Here is a 16,557-nt window from a genome sequence, read left to right on the forward strand (position 1 = left end):
AGATGGCGTCTGGAGCTTCAATTTGAGTAACGTTCCAAATCGATAGGAGCAACGGTTCTCCTTTCACTTTCTCCTTTCCTGCTCAAGAACAACACGATCAGTTCTAACGTTTTTTGTCCTGGGTTATCTTGAGTAACGACCATGACTTTACTTTACTTTCTAAAGTTTGATGTCTTATCATAGCACAATGCAACGTGAGCGCGGCGCGCCCTACATATAGATATGCTAGCCTAAATTTGAGGCAAACTATATTGTACAATTAATTTCAGACTAGGCCGAAAAAAATATGAAATTTTTACATTTTACCGTAGCTTTATTAAGTTTTCTAATCTCGCCGATATCGGCTCGCCCTTTGCTTGCAGACGCTACAAATACACTTGCTCAAAATTCACCAGTTGATGAACCGTTTTGCTACATGAAAACCCCCGACGGCAAAACAGTAGACTTGGGCAAGTTGTGCGAGAAGCAGCCAGCATCGGGAACGGCCCAAACTTGCATTCCCGGTTCCAACATCGCTGCAAAAGTGTCAATTGCGGCGGCTAATTATGACGGCAACTTTTTCAGCGGTCAAGTGCTTAATCGAGGCTGCAAAACAATCAAGAATGTCAAAGTCAATTATGAAGTTTTGGACGAGTCAGGCAATTTAATTGACAACGGATTTATCTTCGCTCAACCAGTTACTCTTGCACCCGGACAATCAGCCGCCTTTCGGGGCGAAGTTGTGGCGGGGGCTAAGGTAGTAGCTACTCATGCAGACGCTCAAGAATGATTTTAGATTTTAGATTTTAGATTAAAGAATTGAAGAATTGGACAATTAACCCACGGATTAATCCGGGGGCTTTGTGTCCCGGATGCTTTTGGTGAAGAATGATTGTTGAGATTTGTCCGATCGCTGTTATCATATTCTGGCTCAGATATCTCTATGACTTACGCAATGAGTGACGCAGAGATCCCCCTAAATCCCCCTTAAGAAGGGGGACTTTGAATAATAATCTTGTCCCCCCCCTTATTAAGGGGGGTTAGGGGGGATCGAAGTTTGAATATTCTTGCAGAGATCCCCAAAAACAGAATTTGCGAGGGCAAAATATCTTGAAAACTCGATCGACATACTGGCAAATCTTACCCTACCTCCGTCCCCAAAAACAAACCATCGGTAAAGCATTAGCTTGTACCGTAGTATTTACCATATTTTGGCCGATTATAGCGTGGCTAGTTGGCGAAACTGCCAAATTTATAGGTAAAGGAGATTTACAAGGGTTCGCTCAAATTGCTGCACTCAGCGCCATTATATTTCTAATTCGCGGTACAGCCCAGTACGGTCAAGATACGCTGATGGCAAAAGCTGCTTTGACTATTGCTTTTGAAATTCGCAAAAAGGTCTACTCCCACCTGCAAAAACTCAATCTCGGCTACTTTGAAACTGCCAAAACCGGAGACTTATCCTACCGCCTCACAGAAGATATTGACCGCATTGGCGAAGTCGTAAATAAATTTTTTCATCAGTTTATCCCTTGTGTTTTGCAGCTAATTGCGGTTCTGGGATATATGATTTATCTCAACTGGCAATTAACTCTAGGTGCATTAATTATTGCACCGCTGATGGCTATTTTAATTGGCTGGTTTGGCGAGAGACTGCTAAGTTACTCGCGGCAAAGTCAAAATCGCATTTCTGATTTATCCGCTTTGCTGACAGAAGTATTCAGCGGCATTCGTTTAATCAAAGCATTTGTTGCTGAAGACTACGAAATAGCCCGTTTTGCAGAAGAAGCAGAACAAAACCGCCGCGCTAAGTATTTGTCAGAAAGAGTAAAAGCACTTCAGTTCGTTGTAGTTGGCTTTCTGGAAGCGATGAGCGTGATTTTGCTTTTTTTCCTGGGAGGTTGGCAAATTTCTCAAGGAAATCTCACAGGTACTCAATTTATCAGTTATATCGCAGGGGTGGCACTTTTAATTGACCCGATCGCTATTACAACTGCTAATTATGGGGATTTTAAGCAGGGAGAAGCTTCTAGCGATCGCATTTTTGAATTATTAGCAATTCAACCAACAGTAGTCGAAAAGCCTGGGGCGATCGAACTTCCCCATGTTACAGGCAAAGTCGAATACCGCAACATTAATTTTGCCTATAACTCAGAGACACCGATTCTGCAAAACATGAGTTTGTTGGTGCTTCCGGGAGAAATGATTGCTCTCGTGGGTGCATCCGGTGCGGGTAAAACTACTTTAGTAAATTTGCTACCCAGATTTTACGATCCGCAAGCGGGACAGATTTTAATTGACGGTATTGATATTCAAGATGTCACCTTAAATACTCTGCGGCGGCAAATTGGAATTGTACCGCAAGAAACTATTCTTTTTTCGGGTACGATCGCTCAAAATATCGCTTTCGGTCAATCTTATTATGAACTGAAAGATGTTCAAAAAGCTGCGGAGATTGCTAATGCTCATCAATTCATTAGTCAGTTTCCTGACGGTTATCAAACTTGGGTAGGAGAAAGGGGTGTAAATTTATCTGGGGGACAAAAACAAAGAATTGCGATCGCCCGTGCAGTTTTGCTTGATCCCAGAATATTGATTTTGGATGAAGCGACATCGGCGCTGGATTCGGAATCCGAAGGTTTAGTGCAAGAAGCGCTGGAAAGATTGATGCGCGATCGCACTGTGTTTATTATCGCTCACCGCTTGGCTACTGTGCGGAGAGCCGATCGCATTTTAGTTTTGGAAAAAGGCAGAATTGTGGAATCTGGGACGCACGAGGAGTTGCTGGAAAAGGGATCTCGCTATGCTGGCTACTACGCTCAACAGTTTAGTCAGTAGGCTACGTTAGAAACCGGGTTTTTGGCCGTTTCTGCTGGCCCCAACCAAGTATTTTGGAAAAAACCCGGTTTCTGACCACCCGTGCGTCCAGGACTATTCTTTTCGGAGTGCGATGGCACCCCCAACTAGGCTAAATAGGCGTTATTTTTCCGAACCTACTTCCGTTATTTTTAGACTCAAAACAGCCGAAAACCTTGTAAATTCGTGAAACCTCCCTCAAATTAGGGGCTAAATGCTCAAATTAACTTCCGCTATTTTCCGAAACTGATTCCCTTATTTTGAAACAAGCAGCGATCCACTCTTCAGCTAGTGCGTAACTGCGGACTCTTGACCCAGAACCTGCTAAAACTGGATGGATCAAACTACCTTCAGTCCACTCAAGCAGCCATTCGCGGGCCGTCTTGTCCGAAATCCCAAACCAGGATGCAACATCTGAAACGTCGATCGCAAAAGGATTTTCCACTCCATCCAAAACCCTTGCCAAAAGTCGGGTGAGGAGTTGTTGAGAGCGACGTGGCAATGCTTCCCAGGGTAGGGCATCAGGAGAAGCGCCTTGATAAAGAGACTTAGCTTTAGCTTGCAGTTCATCGGCGGCACGAGCCATCGTCTCCACAAAGTAAAGCAGCCAGGGCGTGTGGTCTGGGTCGTGGCGACCTTCGTAGAAGTTCACCGGCAGTCCCATCTGCAACGAACGGTAATAGCGATCGCGATCGGCATTAAAATACTCATCAAATGAGAAAAACCCTCGCATTCGATAGCCGGAACGCCACAGTTCAGCAGTAGCCAATAGCCGTCCCGTGCGACCGTTCCCGTCGTTAAATGGATGGATACTGAGAAAGCGGTGCGTCAGAATAGCCGCACGGATAGGGGCTGACCATTCTGCTGCTGTCGTTGAAGATAGCCAATCGACTAATTCCCGCATCAGGGCGGGTACGTCCCCCGGTTCCGGTGGTCCGTAATCGATCGCCCGCGTGACTGTATCCACCACAGGGCATTCTGTAATGCGATACTCGCTTTTGCTACCCCGCCGCCCGCGACCGCGCACGATGACTATTCGGTGCAGTTCTTTGATAAATGCTTCTGTAATCGGGGTTTGGGCTTCTGCGAATTCTTCCACGCGATCGAGTGCCCGCCAGTAATTTCGGACTTCCTGTTCAGCATCACTTCCCGTGCGCGAGCTCCTGGCGATCGCCCGTCGCACCGCCGCTTCATCCAAGGGATTACCCTCAATCTGAGTAGAGCTGCGCGTACTTCTTTGCAAAGCATCGTGGCGCAGGCGTAGAGTCGTATCAGGTGGCAATGGTAACACCTTAATGACAGCACGGGCACCCTCGATGACTCCCAAATGCTTAACCAGATTGTGATTGTATGAGAAGCGGGGAATAAAGCTCATAGACTAATAGTTCTGAAGTTCGCGATCGATTTCTTCAACAGTTCTGGAAACATGACGGCTGCGGATTTCTGTAAGCAATTCCAACACTTTACGCCGCCCGCCTTCAGGCTTTTCTGGTATAATCACAAAAACTTCAACCTCTTCACCAACAGAACCAGGCGGCACTTGAATTTCAAGTTTATTTCCTGCAAGAACTTTGGTTGTAATCCGTATTGCTGACTGCATAGTTTCTCCTTTGCTACGATCAATTTTCAACAGCCCCTAAAGCTTTGAGCGTGACTTTTTCCACTTCCGTTAAACCCGTAACACCCGTGATATTCATGTTTTCATAAGGTCTTTCGCTTTTCAGTATTTTGAGGCACTCACCTGTTTCAACATCCCAAAGAATAATTGTGCCATCACGACTGCAAGCAGCAATAATTTTTCCATTTGAACTGAAGGCAACTGAGTTAATTCTACTGGTATGACCTTGCAAAATTTTGAGACATTGACCTGTACGGATATCCCATATTCTTACCGTTCCATCTACACTTGCACTAGCAACTATTTCACCAGAATAACTAAAGGCAACTGAACGTATCCAATCAGTATGCCCCTGCAAAATTTGGAAACATTCACCGCTGCGGACATCCCATAATCTTATTGTTCGATCGACACTTCCACTGGCAAGTATTTCACCGTTATAGCTAAAGGCGATCGCGCGTGCCCAATCCGTATGCCCCTGCAAGATTTTGAGGCATTCACCAGTATGGATATCCCACAGCCTCACCGTTCCGTTAAAACCTTCACTGGCAAATATCTCGCCCAAAGGACTGAAAGCAGCCGAGTAGACAGAATTGTTCTGCCCGTGCAACGTTTTGAGGCATTCGCCAGTACCAATATCCCACAACCTCACCGTTTGTTTATAACCTGCACTCGCCAGTATTTCACCATTTGGACTGAAGGCGATCGATCGTGTTTCATTGCTAAATTCTGGCAAAGTATGAAGGCATTCACCACTGCGAATATCCCACAGTTTCAGTGTTTGGTCATAACTAGCACTGGCAAGTATTTCACCGTTTGGACTGAAGGCAACTAAGTGTACCCGATCGAGATGCCCGTGCAAAATTTGGAGGCACTCACCGCTGCTGACATCCCACAGCTTGACAGTTTGTTCATCATCGCCGCTGGCAAGCATTTCACCGTTGGGACTGAAGGCGATCGACATTACTTGATTGCTATACCCTTGCAGTGTATTCAAGCATTCACCGCTGTTGATATCCCACAGCCTCAGCGTTTGGTCGTAACTACCGCTAACAAGTATGTCACCCCCAGGATGGAAAGCGACTGACCCTACTTGATTGCTATGCCCTTGCAAAGTATTCAAGCATTCTCCAGTGCGGATATCCCACAGTTTTGCAGTGCGATCGAGACTTCCACTGGCTAATATTTCACCCGCAGGATGGAAGGCGATTGACCGTACTCGATCGCCATGTCCCTCCAAAGTTTTGAGACATTCACCGCTACCGATATTCCACAGCTTCACTGTTTCGTCGCTGCTGCCACTAGCAAGTATTTCACCAGCAGAATTGAAAGCTACTGAAAACACGTTTTTAGTATGACCTTGCAAAGTTTTGAGACATTCACCAGTACCGACATTCCACAGCCTTACTGTTGTGTCGCCACTTCCACTGGCTAACATCTCACCAGCAGGATGGAAAGCCACTGAAAATACAACTTTAGTATGGTCTTGCAAAATTTTGCAGCATTCACCCGTGTGAATATCCCATAACCTGATCGCGCCATCAAAACTCCCGCTAGCGAGTATATTTCCATCAGGATTGAAGGTGACTGACATTACCGATCCGGTATGTGCCTGCAAAACTTTTAAACATTCACCAGTCTTGACATCCCATAACTTGATTGTATTTTCATAACTCCCGCTAGCAAGTATCTTACCGTCAGGACTAAAGGCGACTGACTCCACCACGTTGGTATGTCCTTTACAGGTCAATATTTCTCTGCAACTGCTAGCTTCCCACAAGCGAACTATGCCATCAGTATCACCTGTAGCTAACAGTTTGCCATCGGGACTAAATATGACCGATCGCACGCTGCTGAAGATTTTAGTAAAATCAGAATTAGCCAAATTAGCTTCAGCAAAGTTGACGCGACGCAGCGTCGCATTTGTAAAATCAGCACCTAAAATAACTGCACTAGAGAGGTCTTTACCTTCTAAAGCAGTCTTGTCCTTTTTCACCAACAGAGTTGCTGCATTTCCTCCCACGTAGCCTACTTCGGTTTCAGTTTTACCTCGCGTTGCTTCTATAATTTCGAGTAGGGGCGACTTCTCTAAAGCCCCCCTTGTTAAGGGGGGTTGGGGGGATTTCTCCTGGCTAGTATCGTCACGATCCCCCCCGGCCCCCCTTAACAAGGGGGGAGAAATTGCATCCAACATCGGCAACAACAAATCCATCACAGCTTTCGTCAGTGGCGCTTGTCCGAAACTCTGAAGAAGTTGATCTAAATCTTCAGCAACAAATCCCTTTAAAGGTGCGATAAGTTCGTTGTTATTTCTCTTCTGGGCCTGAAGCCGACAATAATTAGACCAAGTGTACGATCGAGGTTCTGCATCAGGATTGACACAAGACTGTTCGGGCGCAACTAATTCGGTAAAATCTGCGGCCAAAACTCCCAATTCCGCTGCAAATTTATAAGCGACAAAAAACTCTAATAACGAACGGTGGGCTGGAGTATAATCCCCATCTGCATTGCGAATCAGCATCGTTTGACCCATCATGTCGTAGTGCCAGTGGTCTAAGTCTTTTTCCTCTTGGACGACGGAACCAAACAGGCCTCGAATGCGATCGGGAAAACCGCGATAATTGATACTCATTTGGTCGGTAGACAGCATTTCCCAAGACAGTTCGCACAAAAAGTAAAGCTTATCTGCTAACGAAGTAAAGGTGCGTTCTGCTTTGATATCTCTCTCTATCTTCCGCCGCACCGCATACAGATAGATCCGCGACATATCGACAGGTTTTCCAGCTTCAATATCGGGCAATGCTTCCAAAATTAACTCGGTCATCACAGGGCGACGCGCTAAATCCAATAGTTGCGGGTTTCCCATCACTTTTTCTACTGTCGCCGCTTCTGTTTGAAATGACAGCGCTTGGCTAATTTGTTGGTCGTTAAATTTCTCTAATTCTAAGACTTCAAATTGGGGAGTTTCGCCTGTTAAAATGGTTGTTGATGCTTGCAGTTCTGCATTGAACAATGCCCGTCCTTCCTTGCCTTCAGGAAAGTGTTCGGTACGGCAAGTGAGGATGACTTTTGCGCCGGGAACCACGGCTTTTGCTAGTTCCCAGAAGTTGTTGATGGTTTCTTGCCGATCGCACTTAGCGGCCATTTCATCAAAACCATCGAAAATCAACAGAAACTTGCCCATCCGATTTAGCTGTTCAAAAGCCGAATAACCCGCCAAAGGTATCTCGTGTTTCCGAAAGAAAAACTCGGAAAATAGCGACTCGACACTAACTGCTTTGGCGTAATCTCGCAGCGGAATTACTAACGGTAAACGCGGACGTTCTAAGCCGCGCTTTTGAGCATTTCGGTAGCGTTGCAGCGCCATCCAAGCATAGTGCATCGCAAACCAAGTTTTCCCGGTTCCAAATTCTCCTAAAACTGAAATATGTTCTTTTACTGGGTCATCCAACCACAAATCAATATAACCTTCAATCCAGCCATCTCGATCGCCATAATGACTCACGCCTATCTTGCGGTGAGTATCGGGGTCAATTTCTTCTTTCGTACAAGCTAGCGGTACGTATTTAGTATTAATTCCCCGGCTGGTGATTTCAGTTTCCAGCCAATCCAGATAAGCCGTAAAATCGGCATCTTGGTCGAGTAATTCATCGAAAGTATAGCAAGCTAGATCGCTATTTTCTGGTTTATCTACTTCATCCCGCGCTGCGCGACTGATGCGGCGGGCGGTGACTAACCATCCTTCATCGGTGCGCTGTTTTTCCACCGACTCGCGCAGGGCTGAGATATCCCTCAGTCCTGCTTCTCCGGCTATTCCGCGCACTAAAATGCGATCGTACCGATTGCGTCTGACAGGAACATTGATAATCCATTCAAAATAGTTATCTTCCGAGATTTGATAGGTTTCAAACTTATAACTTAATGTTTCAAACCACCCGCGAACTTGTTGTGATAAAATAAAAGCTTGAGACTTTTGAAAATTAGTTGATGCTGCTGCGGGAAGTGCGGGATAATCTTCGGATTCCAACCGCGCAAATTCGGTGCGAATTCCTTCGATAGTGGGGAGGCGTTCGATGCGATCCATTACCATAGATAGGCGTTTTTGCAAAGAGGCGATCGCATTTCCCACCATCACATCTCCCAGCGTCCGCGTCCGCTTTGCTACTTCCATAAACACGGCGGCAAATGCCATGAATTCCCGTCTGGGGTCAATGCCTAAATCTCGAATTTCTTTGCCTAAAGCACTCTCATTCAGATATTCATCGCCTGCTTTAATTAAAATGGCTGGGCTATCGGACTCGAAGGCTTTGCGAAATGCTGATTCAATCTCTTTTTGGCGAAACAGTTCTAAAATCTGCTTGGGTTTGCCAGCGCCGTATTCTACTAAAGTATAAACATAAACTCCGCTAAAATCTGCGGGCGGAGCATCCGGGTCGAGGTTAAATCTTTTTAAGATTTTGATGACAGTTTCGTTGCGCTGAAACTTGTCTTTGATAGTGCCGAAGGGAATTGTCGTCAGGATACTGATAACTAAGTCGAGACTAATTAGCATGATTTAGGCTTTCCTGTTTTTCCGTGGAAGTAATGCTCAAATCTAGAATCGGTAGGCTGTGTCCCTGAAATGCGTTGCGGGCGATCGCAAACTGCTCTATTTTTATTATGGTAACAGGATTTACGCGCTCCGACCAAAGAAACCGGGTTTTTACCGAATCTGCTGGTTGGAGCGCGTCTTTTCGTTAAAAACCCGGTTTCTGACCCACCGTTGGTAACTTATATCCAGTTAATTAACTTAGCACTTTTTAGGAAAATTGACAACTATAAAACACAGAAAATACCGACACATATTGTAGTACAAACAGCTAGGATATTAGTTGTCATCTCTGAGTTGGCAAAGTTAAAATATAGATAACTAACAAATAAAAATTGCTATCTATGAAAATACAATCTTCTGTCTTAGTCCACCTGGGATTTGGCAAATATGTACGCTCCGATCGAGTAACAGCAGTAATACCAATTGAAGAAGAACGGGGGCCCGGTCGGCGCACTTTCGTACACGTAGACGGCGAAGCAGACCCGATCGTTGCTTCGCGCGCGGAAGATACAATCGTTCGCGATTTGGTGCAGGAACCGCGCGAAATAACTCAAGCTCGGCAGCAACAAGAAATCCTGCAAGATTTGCTTGCCGATTTGAGCAATGTTAACGTCACCGTGCGACGCATCAGCCGCGATGAAGGCGGACTCGATCTCGAACGTTTGGAGCGCCGCATTCGCCAAATTTTAGACGCCTAAAAACAAAAGACCGCCCGGGCGGTCTTTCTTTTTGTTTGTTTCGCTAAAATTTTTAAGTTGAGGGCTTCAATGTAACTTCGATGTCCGCTAAACCAGTGAGTTTTTCCACCACTGGTGCTTCTTCAACTCGCGGTACAAAAATAGTTAAACCTCCCGGAACGCACTCAATAGAAACCGGAGTCATGCCGATAATTTCCCCGTCTAAAACCACTTTTTGAGGCGGATCGGTAGTAATTTTTATTTTTTTTGCCCGCAAATAACCGATGTCATCGCGATCGGTAGGATTGCCGCTCAAAGCGGTTTGCAATAGGTGATAAGAAGCTGCGATCGCCCCAGCTTTATTCTCCGGCGCAACCAGCGTCACGTCCAGCAAGCCGTCATCAAAAACAATCCCCGCCGGGCCTTGAGCTAAAATGGAAGTAGGCGGCGCTGCATTTGCTACTGTTACGGCCACAGCAGTAAGGTGGATAATTTTATCGTCGGTTTCTATTTCCGCTTCAAATCTTTCTAAATTGTTTAACTGTTTAATTCCTGACAAAATGTAAGCCAGCATTCCCCAGCGATTCTTCATTTCGCGATCGGCTAGTTCGACAGTTTCTGCCTCAAAACCCACTCCAGCTAACAAAACCATCGGCATTTTACCGTTGCAAATCCCGGCATCCACTACCCGCGTCAACCCTCCCAAAATAGTGGCGCAGGCGGTTTCAATTGTATTCGGAATATCTAAAGCATTCGCAAAAGCATTAGCCGTTCCCCGCGAAATAATTCCTAAAGGAATATTTGTGCTCACAATCGCCCCAGCAACTGCTGATAATGTGCCGTCGCCCCCGGAAGCAATAATTTCTTCAACTCCCCTAGCAACTGCTTCGCGGGCGATTTGATCTGCGTCTAATTCTGGGGTTGTCAGACGAATGTCTAAGTCAATAAAAGGCTCTAAAAGTTCCTGAATTCTAGCTAAGTCTTGGTCGGGGTCGCTGTTACCGGCGACTGGATTGAAAATTAGGCAAGCTGAACGTTTCATAGTTGGTAATAGGTAATACGTAACGTTTATATCGAAGTTTCGCTCCCCCTAAATCCCCCTTAATCAGGGGAGTAGGAGTTGACTTTGAGTGTTCTTGTCCACCCCCTACTCCCCCTGATTAAGGGGGGTGAGGGGGGGATCAAGACTCAACTATAATGCTGATTGATATCATGTCCGATCGAGTGACCGCGATTAACAGGGCAGGTTTTTGAGATTGTCAATTATTGGCAGATATTTTTCGTGAGGGGAACCCCTACCGTATTAGGGGTAATCGACCCGACATAATATGAGACATGGTTTTAAGATTAAGTTAACACAAATGCCATGCCCGCTAAACTTCGACAACAACCCTCACCTATTTTTCAAAGGTTTAGTTAAGACTTGACAAAAGTCCACTCTAAGACTTTGCGCGGAGCTTTGTGCAACGCTTCCTTGATTTCCTCATTGGTGTCAAATTTGACTTGATTTAAATTGCACGCTTCGACGTTGACAGTAAATTTATCGTCTTCAAAAGGCCAAGGAGTTACAGTCACGAGTTCGTTGCTGTGCTGTACAATATCGTAGCGCTTGCCGTCCGGGCCGACACTAATTTCTAAAGCTCGTTCTCCTGCAGGTAACTCGCGGCTGCAAAGAATTAATGATAGCCGATCGCACCACTGGAAAAAAGCATAAGCTGCCTTAGCATCTTCCTCGGAAATCTTCAACTCTTTTTGCCATTTTTTTTGATTTTCCAGTTGTTCGTCCAAAAATTCGTCGAGTTCCTTGGACTCTCCCCGCTTTCCTTCGTTGAGATAACTCATGTGCATAGAAATCAGCATGGCTACCCACCTACCGCGATATAGGGAATTCTGCGTCATGGCTTTAATTTTAGGCAGAGAAGTTTCCGTCTGCAAAGTAAAATCAAAGGGCGCGCCCGCTTCAGTTAAAATATTTTCTTCCCACTCTTTCTCCAAATCATCGTGATGCGAAATCGCGGCTATGGTTTCGTACAACCGAAGCGGAGATTTCGAGCGCTTCCACTGTCCGCCAAGTTGGGCGGCGAGCAAAGCATGGGCGCGGTGGTAAATAATTTCCCAGCCGGTGGCGGTTAAGTTAGCAATCATTGAATTTTTGTCCTGAATTAAGTGATGTTGGTTTTCTGGAACAGGCCGGAGTGCCTGTTTGGGCGGGCTCGCGTGCCCAACCCACAATCAAATTGAATTTTTGTGGAACAGGCCGGAGTGCCTGTTTGGGCGGGCTCGCGTGCCCAACCCCTACTCCCCACAATCCAATTGAATGACTGATGCTAAATCACAAAAGGTTCGATCGAGATATCCTGCCATTTCCCCTCAAATCGTTCGACAACAATAGGTCGGATGCGGAATTTGGGGGGACACCCATCGAGAACATCAATCCGCAAACACGAATAAGGACGACGTTTGTGGGAACCTTGACCGCTGCGGCCGACAAATAGCAAAGACTCCGCTACCCGCCGGCTGGCTGTTTCGGAACCAGACTGCCGCGCCAACCGATAAGCTTCAGGACTCAATGCTTCCTCCAACATCGGCCCTTCCGGGCGCTGGCGGCGGAGACTGTGGCCGCTTCCCCCGCAGACAATCCAATTAATCCCAGAGTCGCCGTGTCCAGTATCCCCAGTCCGCAGGTATTCCAAACAGTGAGCGTGGCCCGTCAGCACCAAATCTACTAGCGGACGCCCCTGCGCCGCGTCCCCAACAGCATCGGCCACCGCGTCGAGTACCTCGCGCAATCGCAACCGAACCGCCAAAGTTTGAGCTTGATTCCACTTTGTCGCCTCGGTTACGTAGGGGGGATGGTGCAGGTAAATTACCCGCCCCCGCACCTCGGAATCCCGCCAAGAGTCAATCAGCCTTTTTTTCAGCCATTCGAGCTGTTCAACGTCTGTGGCTGCTGTTTTGTGCGACGACAGTTGTTTGTCAATATCCATCAGGATTTCGTCAACTTGCTCTAACTTGGCGCCCAAGTCGTCTAGCTGTTCGGCTTCCTCGGGAATTTCGGGGTTTAGCCGATCGCAGATTTCGATCATTGCCAATTTTTCTTGTTCCAACTTCTGACGATCGAGTTCCAAATTCTGGCGGCGAATGTCGCCCTGTTTGGTTTTCGGGATCGGCAATGGTTCGTTGAAGGTGTTGGAGTCGAGGGCGAAGAAGTCGATGCCGCCGCTGCGGAAGGTGTAGTAGCGGTTGGGTAAGCGGGTAAAGCGTCCGGGTTGGTAGCGGATGCAGCGGCCTGTGCTGGTGCTGGCGGTGTAGTGGGCGTCTAGGTGGCGATCGAGTTCTCCCGGCATTTTGTGAGCTTGCAGGTAGTCGAGAAAGGCTTTGGCGTAGGTGTTTCCGCGATCGGAACCGTGCCAGCCGACATCGAGATCCAACTTGGAACCCAACAGCCGGCGCAGCGGCAAAGCTGTCGCCGACAGAAGGCCGTAGACTATCGGCAAGTCGTAATAGTCGTGGTTTCCCGGTACGGGCAAAAACGGAAAGTTAAACACCATGCGATCGTAGGCAATCCGAGATGGCTCCTCGCCGCCGACTATAAATTCTCGGTAGGGGCGAATAAAGTTTTGCAAGTAATATTCGCTGGAACCGACGAGATAAACTACATCGCCGGTGTGGAGGACGAAACGGCAAGTTTCGCGCTCGGAGACCATCTGTTCGGCAATCTGTCGCTGGGGATTGTAGCCGCGGTGATTGCCCGTGCCGCTGTCGCCTACAACTAAAAACGAAAACTCTGGAGAGTCGGTGGTTGGAGATTCCAAAACCATCCGAGTTTGGTCGATTCCCCGATGGACGATCGACTGTTCTTGCCACCGCACCCGCTCGTTCATTTTGCGGATTTTGACTTTTATTTGCGGGTCGGAAACGAATTTCAATTCACCTCTTCTCCAAAATTGCTGAGTTCCTAGTTAATAGTGTAGCGATCGGGCGAGTTTTTACCTCTCTCTAAAAGCTGAAAATCGAGGCGCGGGTACTCAGCAACCGGGTTTGGGACGAGAATACGGCGTTAAAACCGATCGCAACGGCCAAAAACCCGGTTTCTTTGGTTTGAGGCGCGGGTACTCAGAAACCGGGTTTTTTACCAGAATATTTCCTTAAAACCGACAGCAACGGCCAAAAACCCCCTAATCCTTTCCTCCCGCAACTATTGCCGAGGAGTGTTCAGGTTTTATTTGATAATCTTCATCAACACTCAAGGCATCGAACCACTGTAAAATCCGATTCCAGGCCCACCACCGATCGCTATCACCAAATTGATGCTGACAACGTTTACTACTGATATGCCCAACATGACCGCCGTAGGCTGTCACCACTAATTCTAAGGCAGAATTGTTCGCGCCAATGGCTTGCAACTCAGAGACAAGCACCGGATCAAACATCGGATCGTCTGCTGCATAAAGGATGTAAGTGGGTTTTTTGAGGTGAGGCAAAATGTGTAGAGCGCTGCTAGCCTCATAGTATTCTTCCACAGAGGAGAAACCTAACGGGCCAATTACCAGTTCATGGTCAAAGCCCCAAATGCTGTTGGCGCGTTCAATAGCGGCAGGATCGATCGCCCCTGGATGCGATGCGGCGATGTTTTTTGCTAGTTTTTTTAACTGTCGCGCGATCGCTTTTTCTAAAAATTTCCCCCACTCATCTTTAACTAGATAAGACAGAGAACGGTTCGAGTCCAAGCTGGGGCAAATCACCGCCGCGCCTGCTAGTTCTGACTCTTCGAGCCCTAAGTCAGGCCCCCAATCTGCGATCGTCTGAGCTGATTTTACGGCCCACAAGGCTAATTGTCCCCCCAGAGAATAACCAGTGAACCAAAAAGGGGCGGGACATCCCATTTCTTTAGCAGCGGCAGCAATCCGAACGAAATCTTCACCTTCGTATAGACCATCAGAAGTCAGGGTGGGAGAGAGTTGGGCAGTTTTGCCGTGAGCTCGCCAGTCAAATAACACCAATGCACAGCCTTGGGCATAGGCTTTACGGCCTAGTAGCTTCAGATACCATTGATTATCCAGATCGCCAGTAATGCCGTAAGTGCCGACAATGGTATATCGGGGATTTTCGGGGATGGCAACCCAGCCGAAAATCGGGACTCCACAGGCACCAGTAAAGATGTGTTCTCGGTAAGGGGGTTCTGGGTCAGCGATCGTCTTTTCCCAGCGGCGACTAGCCCTTAATGCGGTGTACAACGTCATTAACAGGCCGTTGTTGAGCAGCCAAGGTGGAGTATAGGCAATGGTCATAAGCGGATGTGGGAAATGTCTGTCTTGTTGATGGGATTTTTTTACTTGACAGGTTGGCTATTGTAGCGAATAACCCTGAAAACCGCAATACTTTTTGAGTAAATGCACTCAAGGGCGAAGTCAAGCCAAAATATTAATGGCTATTTATTTGGAACCATTTATTGGCGAATAGAGAAGAATGCCAGCTAACGAGGTTTAGCATATTGTAGCCGATCGCCCAAACTACAAAAACCAGGTTTCTGAGTCTTGCATCCCCTCGCAGATGTACAATAGGACGATCGCACTCTGCGACTCCAAGCGCGATCGAGCTCTACACCCTGGCCCAAGTGGGCGACATCAGAGAGAACGCAGTAAACAAATATAAAATGGAAGCAATACAACTGTCTTTATTCTCAAACGAGGAAGAACCAATTCCTGCCAAAAAGCAGAAGAAAGCAAAATTAGGGCGCTACGAACGCATCCAACGCGAACTCGAAGCAAATGACTGTGACCCCTACAAGATATTCATTGATATTGAATCTCAGTCACTGCCAAAATCCGACTATACATTTGTCGATCTTTTTTGCGGTGCGGGCGGCATGACCCAAGGTTTATTGCAAGCAGGTTTTCGACCAGTAGCAAGTGTTGAAATTAATGCGATCGCCTCAGCAACTCATACAAAAAACTTTCCCGATTGCCATCACTTGTGCGACGATATAAAAAACTTAAATCCCCAAAACTTGCTCGCTGAAATTGGTTCGCCAGAAGTTCATGTTGTTGTAGGTGGGCCGCCGTGTCAAGGCTTCTCAGTTGCAGGAAAACGCGACCCCAACGACCCTCGAAATCGCTTATTTAGAGAGTTTGTCCGCGTGGTCTCTGAAATACGTCCTTGGTATGTTGTCATGGAAAATGTACCCGGAATATTGACTATAAAAAAAGGAGCTGTTAAGCAAGCCATTTGCGATGCTTTTCAGGAAATTGGCTATCCCCATATGTCCGTTGCTGTTCTGGAATCAGCCGCCTATGGAGTCGCGCAAATCCGCCCGCGAGCTATTTTTATTGCCAATAGATTTGGGATGCAAAATCCCTATCCGAAGCCGCAATTGTTTCCAGAACAATACCAAGCGATTGAGTCAGCAATTGATGATTTACCAGAATATACTCGCATACCGGAAATTAACCACGAATGGACTCGTCATTCTGTTGAGTACATGGAAAGACTTGCTAAAGTTCCACCAGGCGGTTCTTTGTATGAAAGCTACGCCGATGCTTTCAAGCGACAGTATCCGGGAAAACCGAGTATGACTGTTAAAGAAAATCACGGCGGCACTCATATTCATCCTTATCTTAATCGCGTGATTTCAGCTCGCGAAATGGCAAGATTGCAAACTTTCCCGGATTCATTTATTTTTGAAGGTTCGATGAAAAAGGCAATGTGGCAAATTGGAAATGCCGTGCCGCCTCGTTTGGCGGAGTGTATCGGCTTGGCACTTATTCCATATTTGACTGATATTGCTGTGAACAAACCTAGTAAAGTTATTCTTCCAGGCAAAGCCTAAGAATTAG

At 46.9% G+C, this 16,557-nt stretch carries 11 protein-coding genes; 4 read left to right on the forward strand and 7 right to left on the reverse strand.

The window, feature by feature from the left end:
* Positions 1-286 precede the first annotated feature (286 nt).
* Positions 287-769, forward strand: a complete 483-nt coding sequence (locus QUB04_RS21955; protein ID WP_333287606.1) for an FxLYD domain-containing protein — start codon at positions 287-289, stop codon at positions 767-769.
* A gap of 320 nt (positions 770-1,089) precedes the next feature.
* Positions 1,090-2,817, forward strand: a complete 1,728-nt coding sequence (locus QUB04_RS21960) for an ABC transporter ATP-binding protein (protein WP_333287608.1) — start codon at positions 1,090-1,092, stop codon at positions 2,815-2,817.
* Between the two features lie 241 nt (positions 2,818-3,058).
* Here the strand turns inward: QUB04_RS21960 and QUB04_RS21965 are convergent, their stop codons facing one another.
* Genes QUB04_RS21965 through QUB04_RS21975 form a run of 3 tightly spaced genes read right to left on the reverse strand, consistent with a single transcriptional unit; the run spans position 3,059 to position 9,005 of the window.
* Positions 3,059-4,210, reverse strand: coding sequence for a Fic family protein (locus tag QUB04_RS21965; protein WP_333287610.1), 1,152 nt, complete (start codon positions 4,208-4,210; stop codon positions 3,059-3,061).
* Positions 4,211-4,213: 3 nt separating this feature from the next.
* On the reverse strand, positions 4,214-4,435 hold the full coding sequence (locus tag QUB04_RS21970; protein WP_333287612.1) for a hypothetical protein: 222 nt from the start codon (positions 4,433-4,435) through the stop codon (positions 4,214-4,216).
* A 19-nt stretch (positions 4,436-4,454) separates the two neighbouring features.
* Positions 4,455-9,005, reverse strand: coding sequence for a WD40 domain-containing protein (locus QUB04_RS21975; RefSeq protein ID WP_333287614.1), 4,551 nt, complete (start codon positions 9,003-9,005; stop codon positions 4,455-4,457).
* Between the two features lie 380 nt (positions 9,006-9,385).
* Between QUB04_RS21975 and QUB04_RS21980 the strand changes: the two genes are divergently transcribed.
* Positions 9,386-9,742, forward strand: coding sequence for a hypothetical protein (locus QUB04_RS21980; RefSeq protein WP_006631047.1), 357 nt, complete (start codon positions 9,386-9,388; stop codon positions 9,740-9,742).
* 52 nt (positions 9,743-9,794) lie between these two features.
* Here the strand turns inward: QUB04_RS21980 and QUB04_RS21985 are convergent, their stop codons facing one another.
* The 4 genes from QUB04_RS21985 to QUB04_RS22000 all read right to left on the reverse strand — a co-directional run bounded on the left by QUB04_RS21985 (position 9,795) and on the right by QUB04_RS22000 (position 15,012).
* Positions 9,795-10,763: a YegS/Rv2252/BmrU family lipid kinase gene (locus QUB04_RS21985; protein WP_333054482.1), complete on the reverse strand. Its 969-nt coding sequence runs from the start codon at positions 10,761-10,763 to the stop codon at positions 9,795-9,797.
* 374 nt (positions 10,764-11,137) lie between these two features.
* The gene (locus QUB04_RS21990; RefSeq protein WP_333054483.1) at positions 11,138-11,866 is read right to left on the reverse strand and encodes a DUF3891 family protein; all 729 of its coding nucleotides are present in this window, start codon (positions 11,864-11,866) and stop codon (positions 11,138-11,140) included.
* 182 nt (positions 11,867-12,048) lie between these two features.
* Complete coding sequence (locus QUB04_RS21995; protein ID WP_333271319.1) at positions 12,049-13,650, reverse strand: metallophosphoesterase; 1,602 nt, start codon at positions 13,648-13,650, stop codon at positions 12,049-12,051.
* A 249-nt stretch (positions 13,651-13,899) separates the two neighbouring features.
* Entirely contained in the window at positions 13,900-15,012 is a 1,113-nt protein-coding gene (locus QUB04_RS22000; protein ID WP_333287617.1) for an alpha/beta fold hydrolase, read from the reverse strand.
* Between the two features lie 365 nt (positions 15,013-15,377).
* Here QUB04_RS22000 and QUB04_RS22005 point away from each other — a divergent pair, with 365 nt between their 5' ends.
* Complete coding sequence (locus tag QUB04_RS22005) at positions 15,378-16,550, forward strand: DNA cytosine methyltransferase (protein WP_333054486.1); 1,173 nt, start codon at positions 15,378-15,380, stop codon at positions 16,548-16,550.
* Positions 16,551-16,557 lie beyond the last annotated feature (7 nt).

The sequence above is a fragment of the Microcoleus sp. D2_18a_B4 genome, assembly GCF_036702475.1.
In the GTDB taxonomy this organism is placed as follows: Bacteria; Cyanobacteriota; Cyanobacteriia; order Cyanobacteriales; family Microcoleaceae; genus Microcoleus.

Bases quoted from the DNA above. Each gene is read 5' to 3' on its own strand.
- QUB04_RS21955 (WP_333287606.1), top strand. From the start codon at position 287: ATGAAATTTTTACATTTTACCGTAGCTTTATTAAGTTTTCTAATCTCG.
- QUB04_RS21965 (WP_333287610.1), bottom strand. From the start codon at position 4,210: ATGAGCTTTATTCCCCGCTTCTCATACAATCACAATCTGGTTAAGCAT.
- QUB04_RS21970 (WP_333287612.1), bottom strand. From the start codon at position 4,435: ATGCAGTCAGCAATACGGATTACAACCAAAGTTCTTGCAGGAAATAAA.
- QUB04_RS21975 (WP_333287614.1), bottom strand. From the start codon at position 9,005: ATGCTAATTAGTCTCGACTTAGTTATCAGTATCCTGACGACAATTCCC.
- QUB04_RS21980 (WP_006631047.1), top strand. From the start codon at position 9,386: ATGAAAATACAATCTTCTGTCTTAGTCCACCTGGGATTTGGCAAATAT.
- QUB04_RS21985 (WP_333054482.1), bottom strand. From the start codon at position 10,763: ATGAAACGTTCAGCTTGCCTAATTTTCAATCCAGTCGCCGGTAACAGC.
- QUB04_RS21990 (WP_333054483.1), bottom strand. From the start codon at position 11,866: ATGATTGCTAACTTAACCGCCACCGGCTGGGAAATTATTTACCACCGC.
- QUB04_RS22000 (WP_333287617.1), bottom strand. From the start codon at position 15,012: ATGACCATTGCCTATACTCCACCTTGGCTGCTCAACAACGGCCTGTTA.
- QUB04_RS22005 (WP_333054486.1), top strand. From the start codon at position 15,378: ATGGAAGCAATACAACTGTCTTTATTCTCAAACGAGGAAGAACCAATT.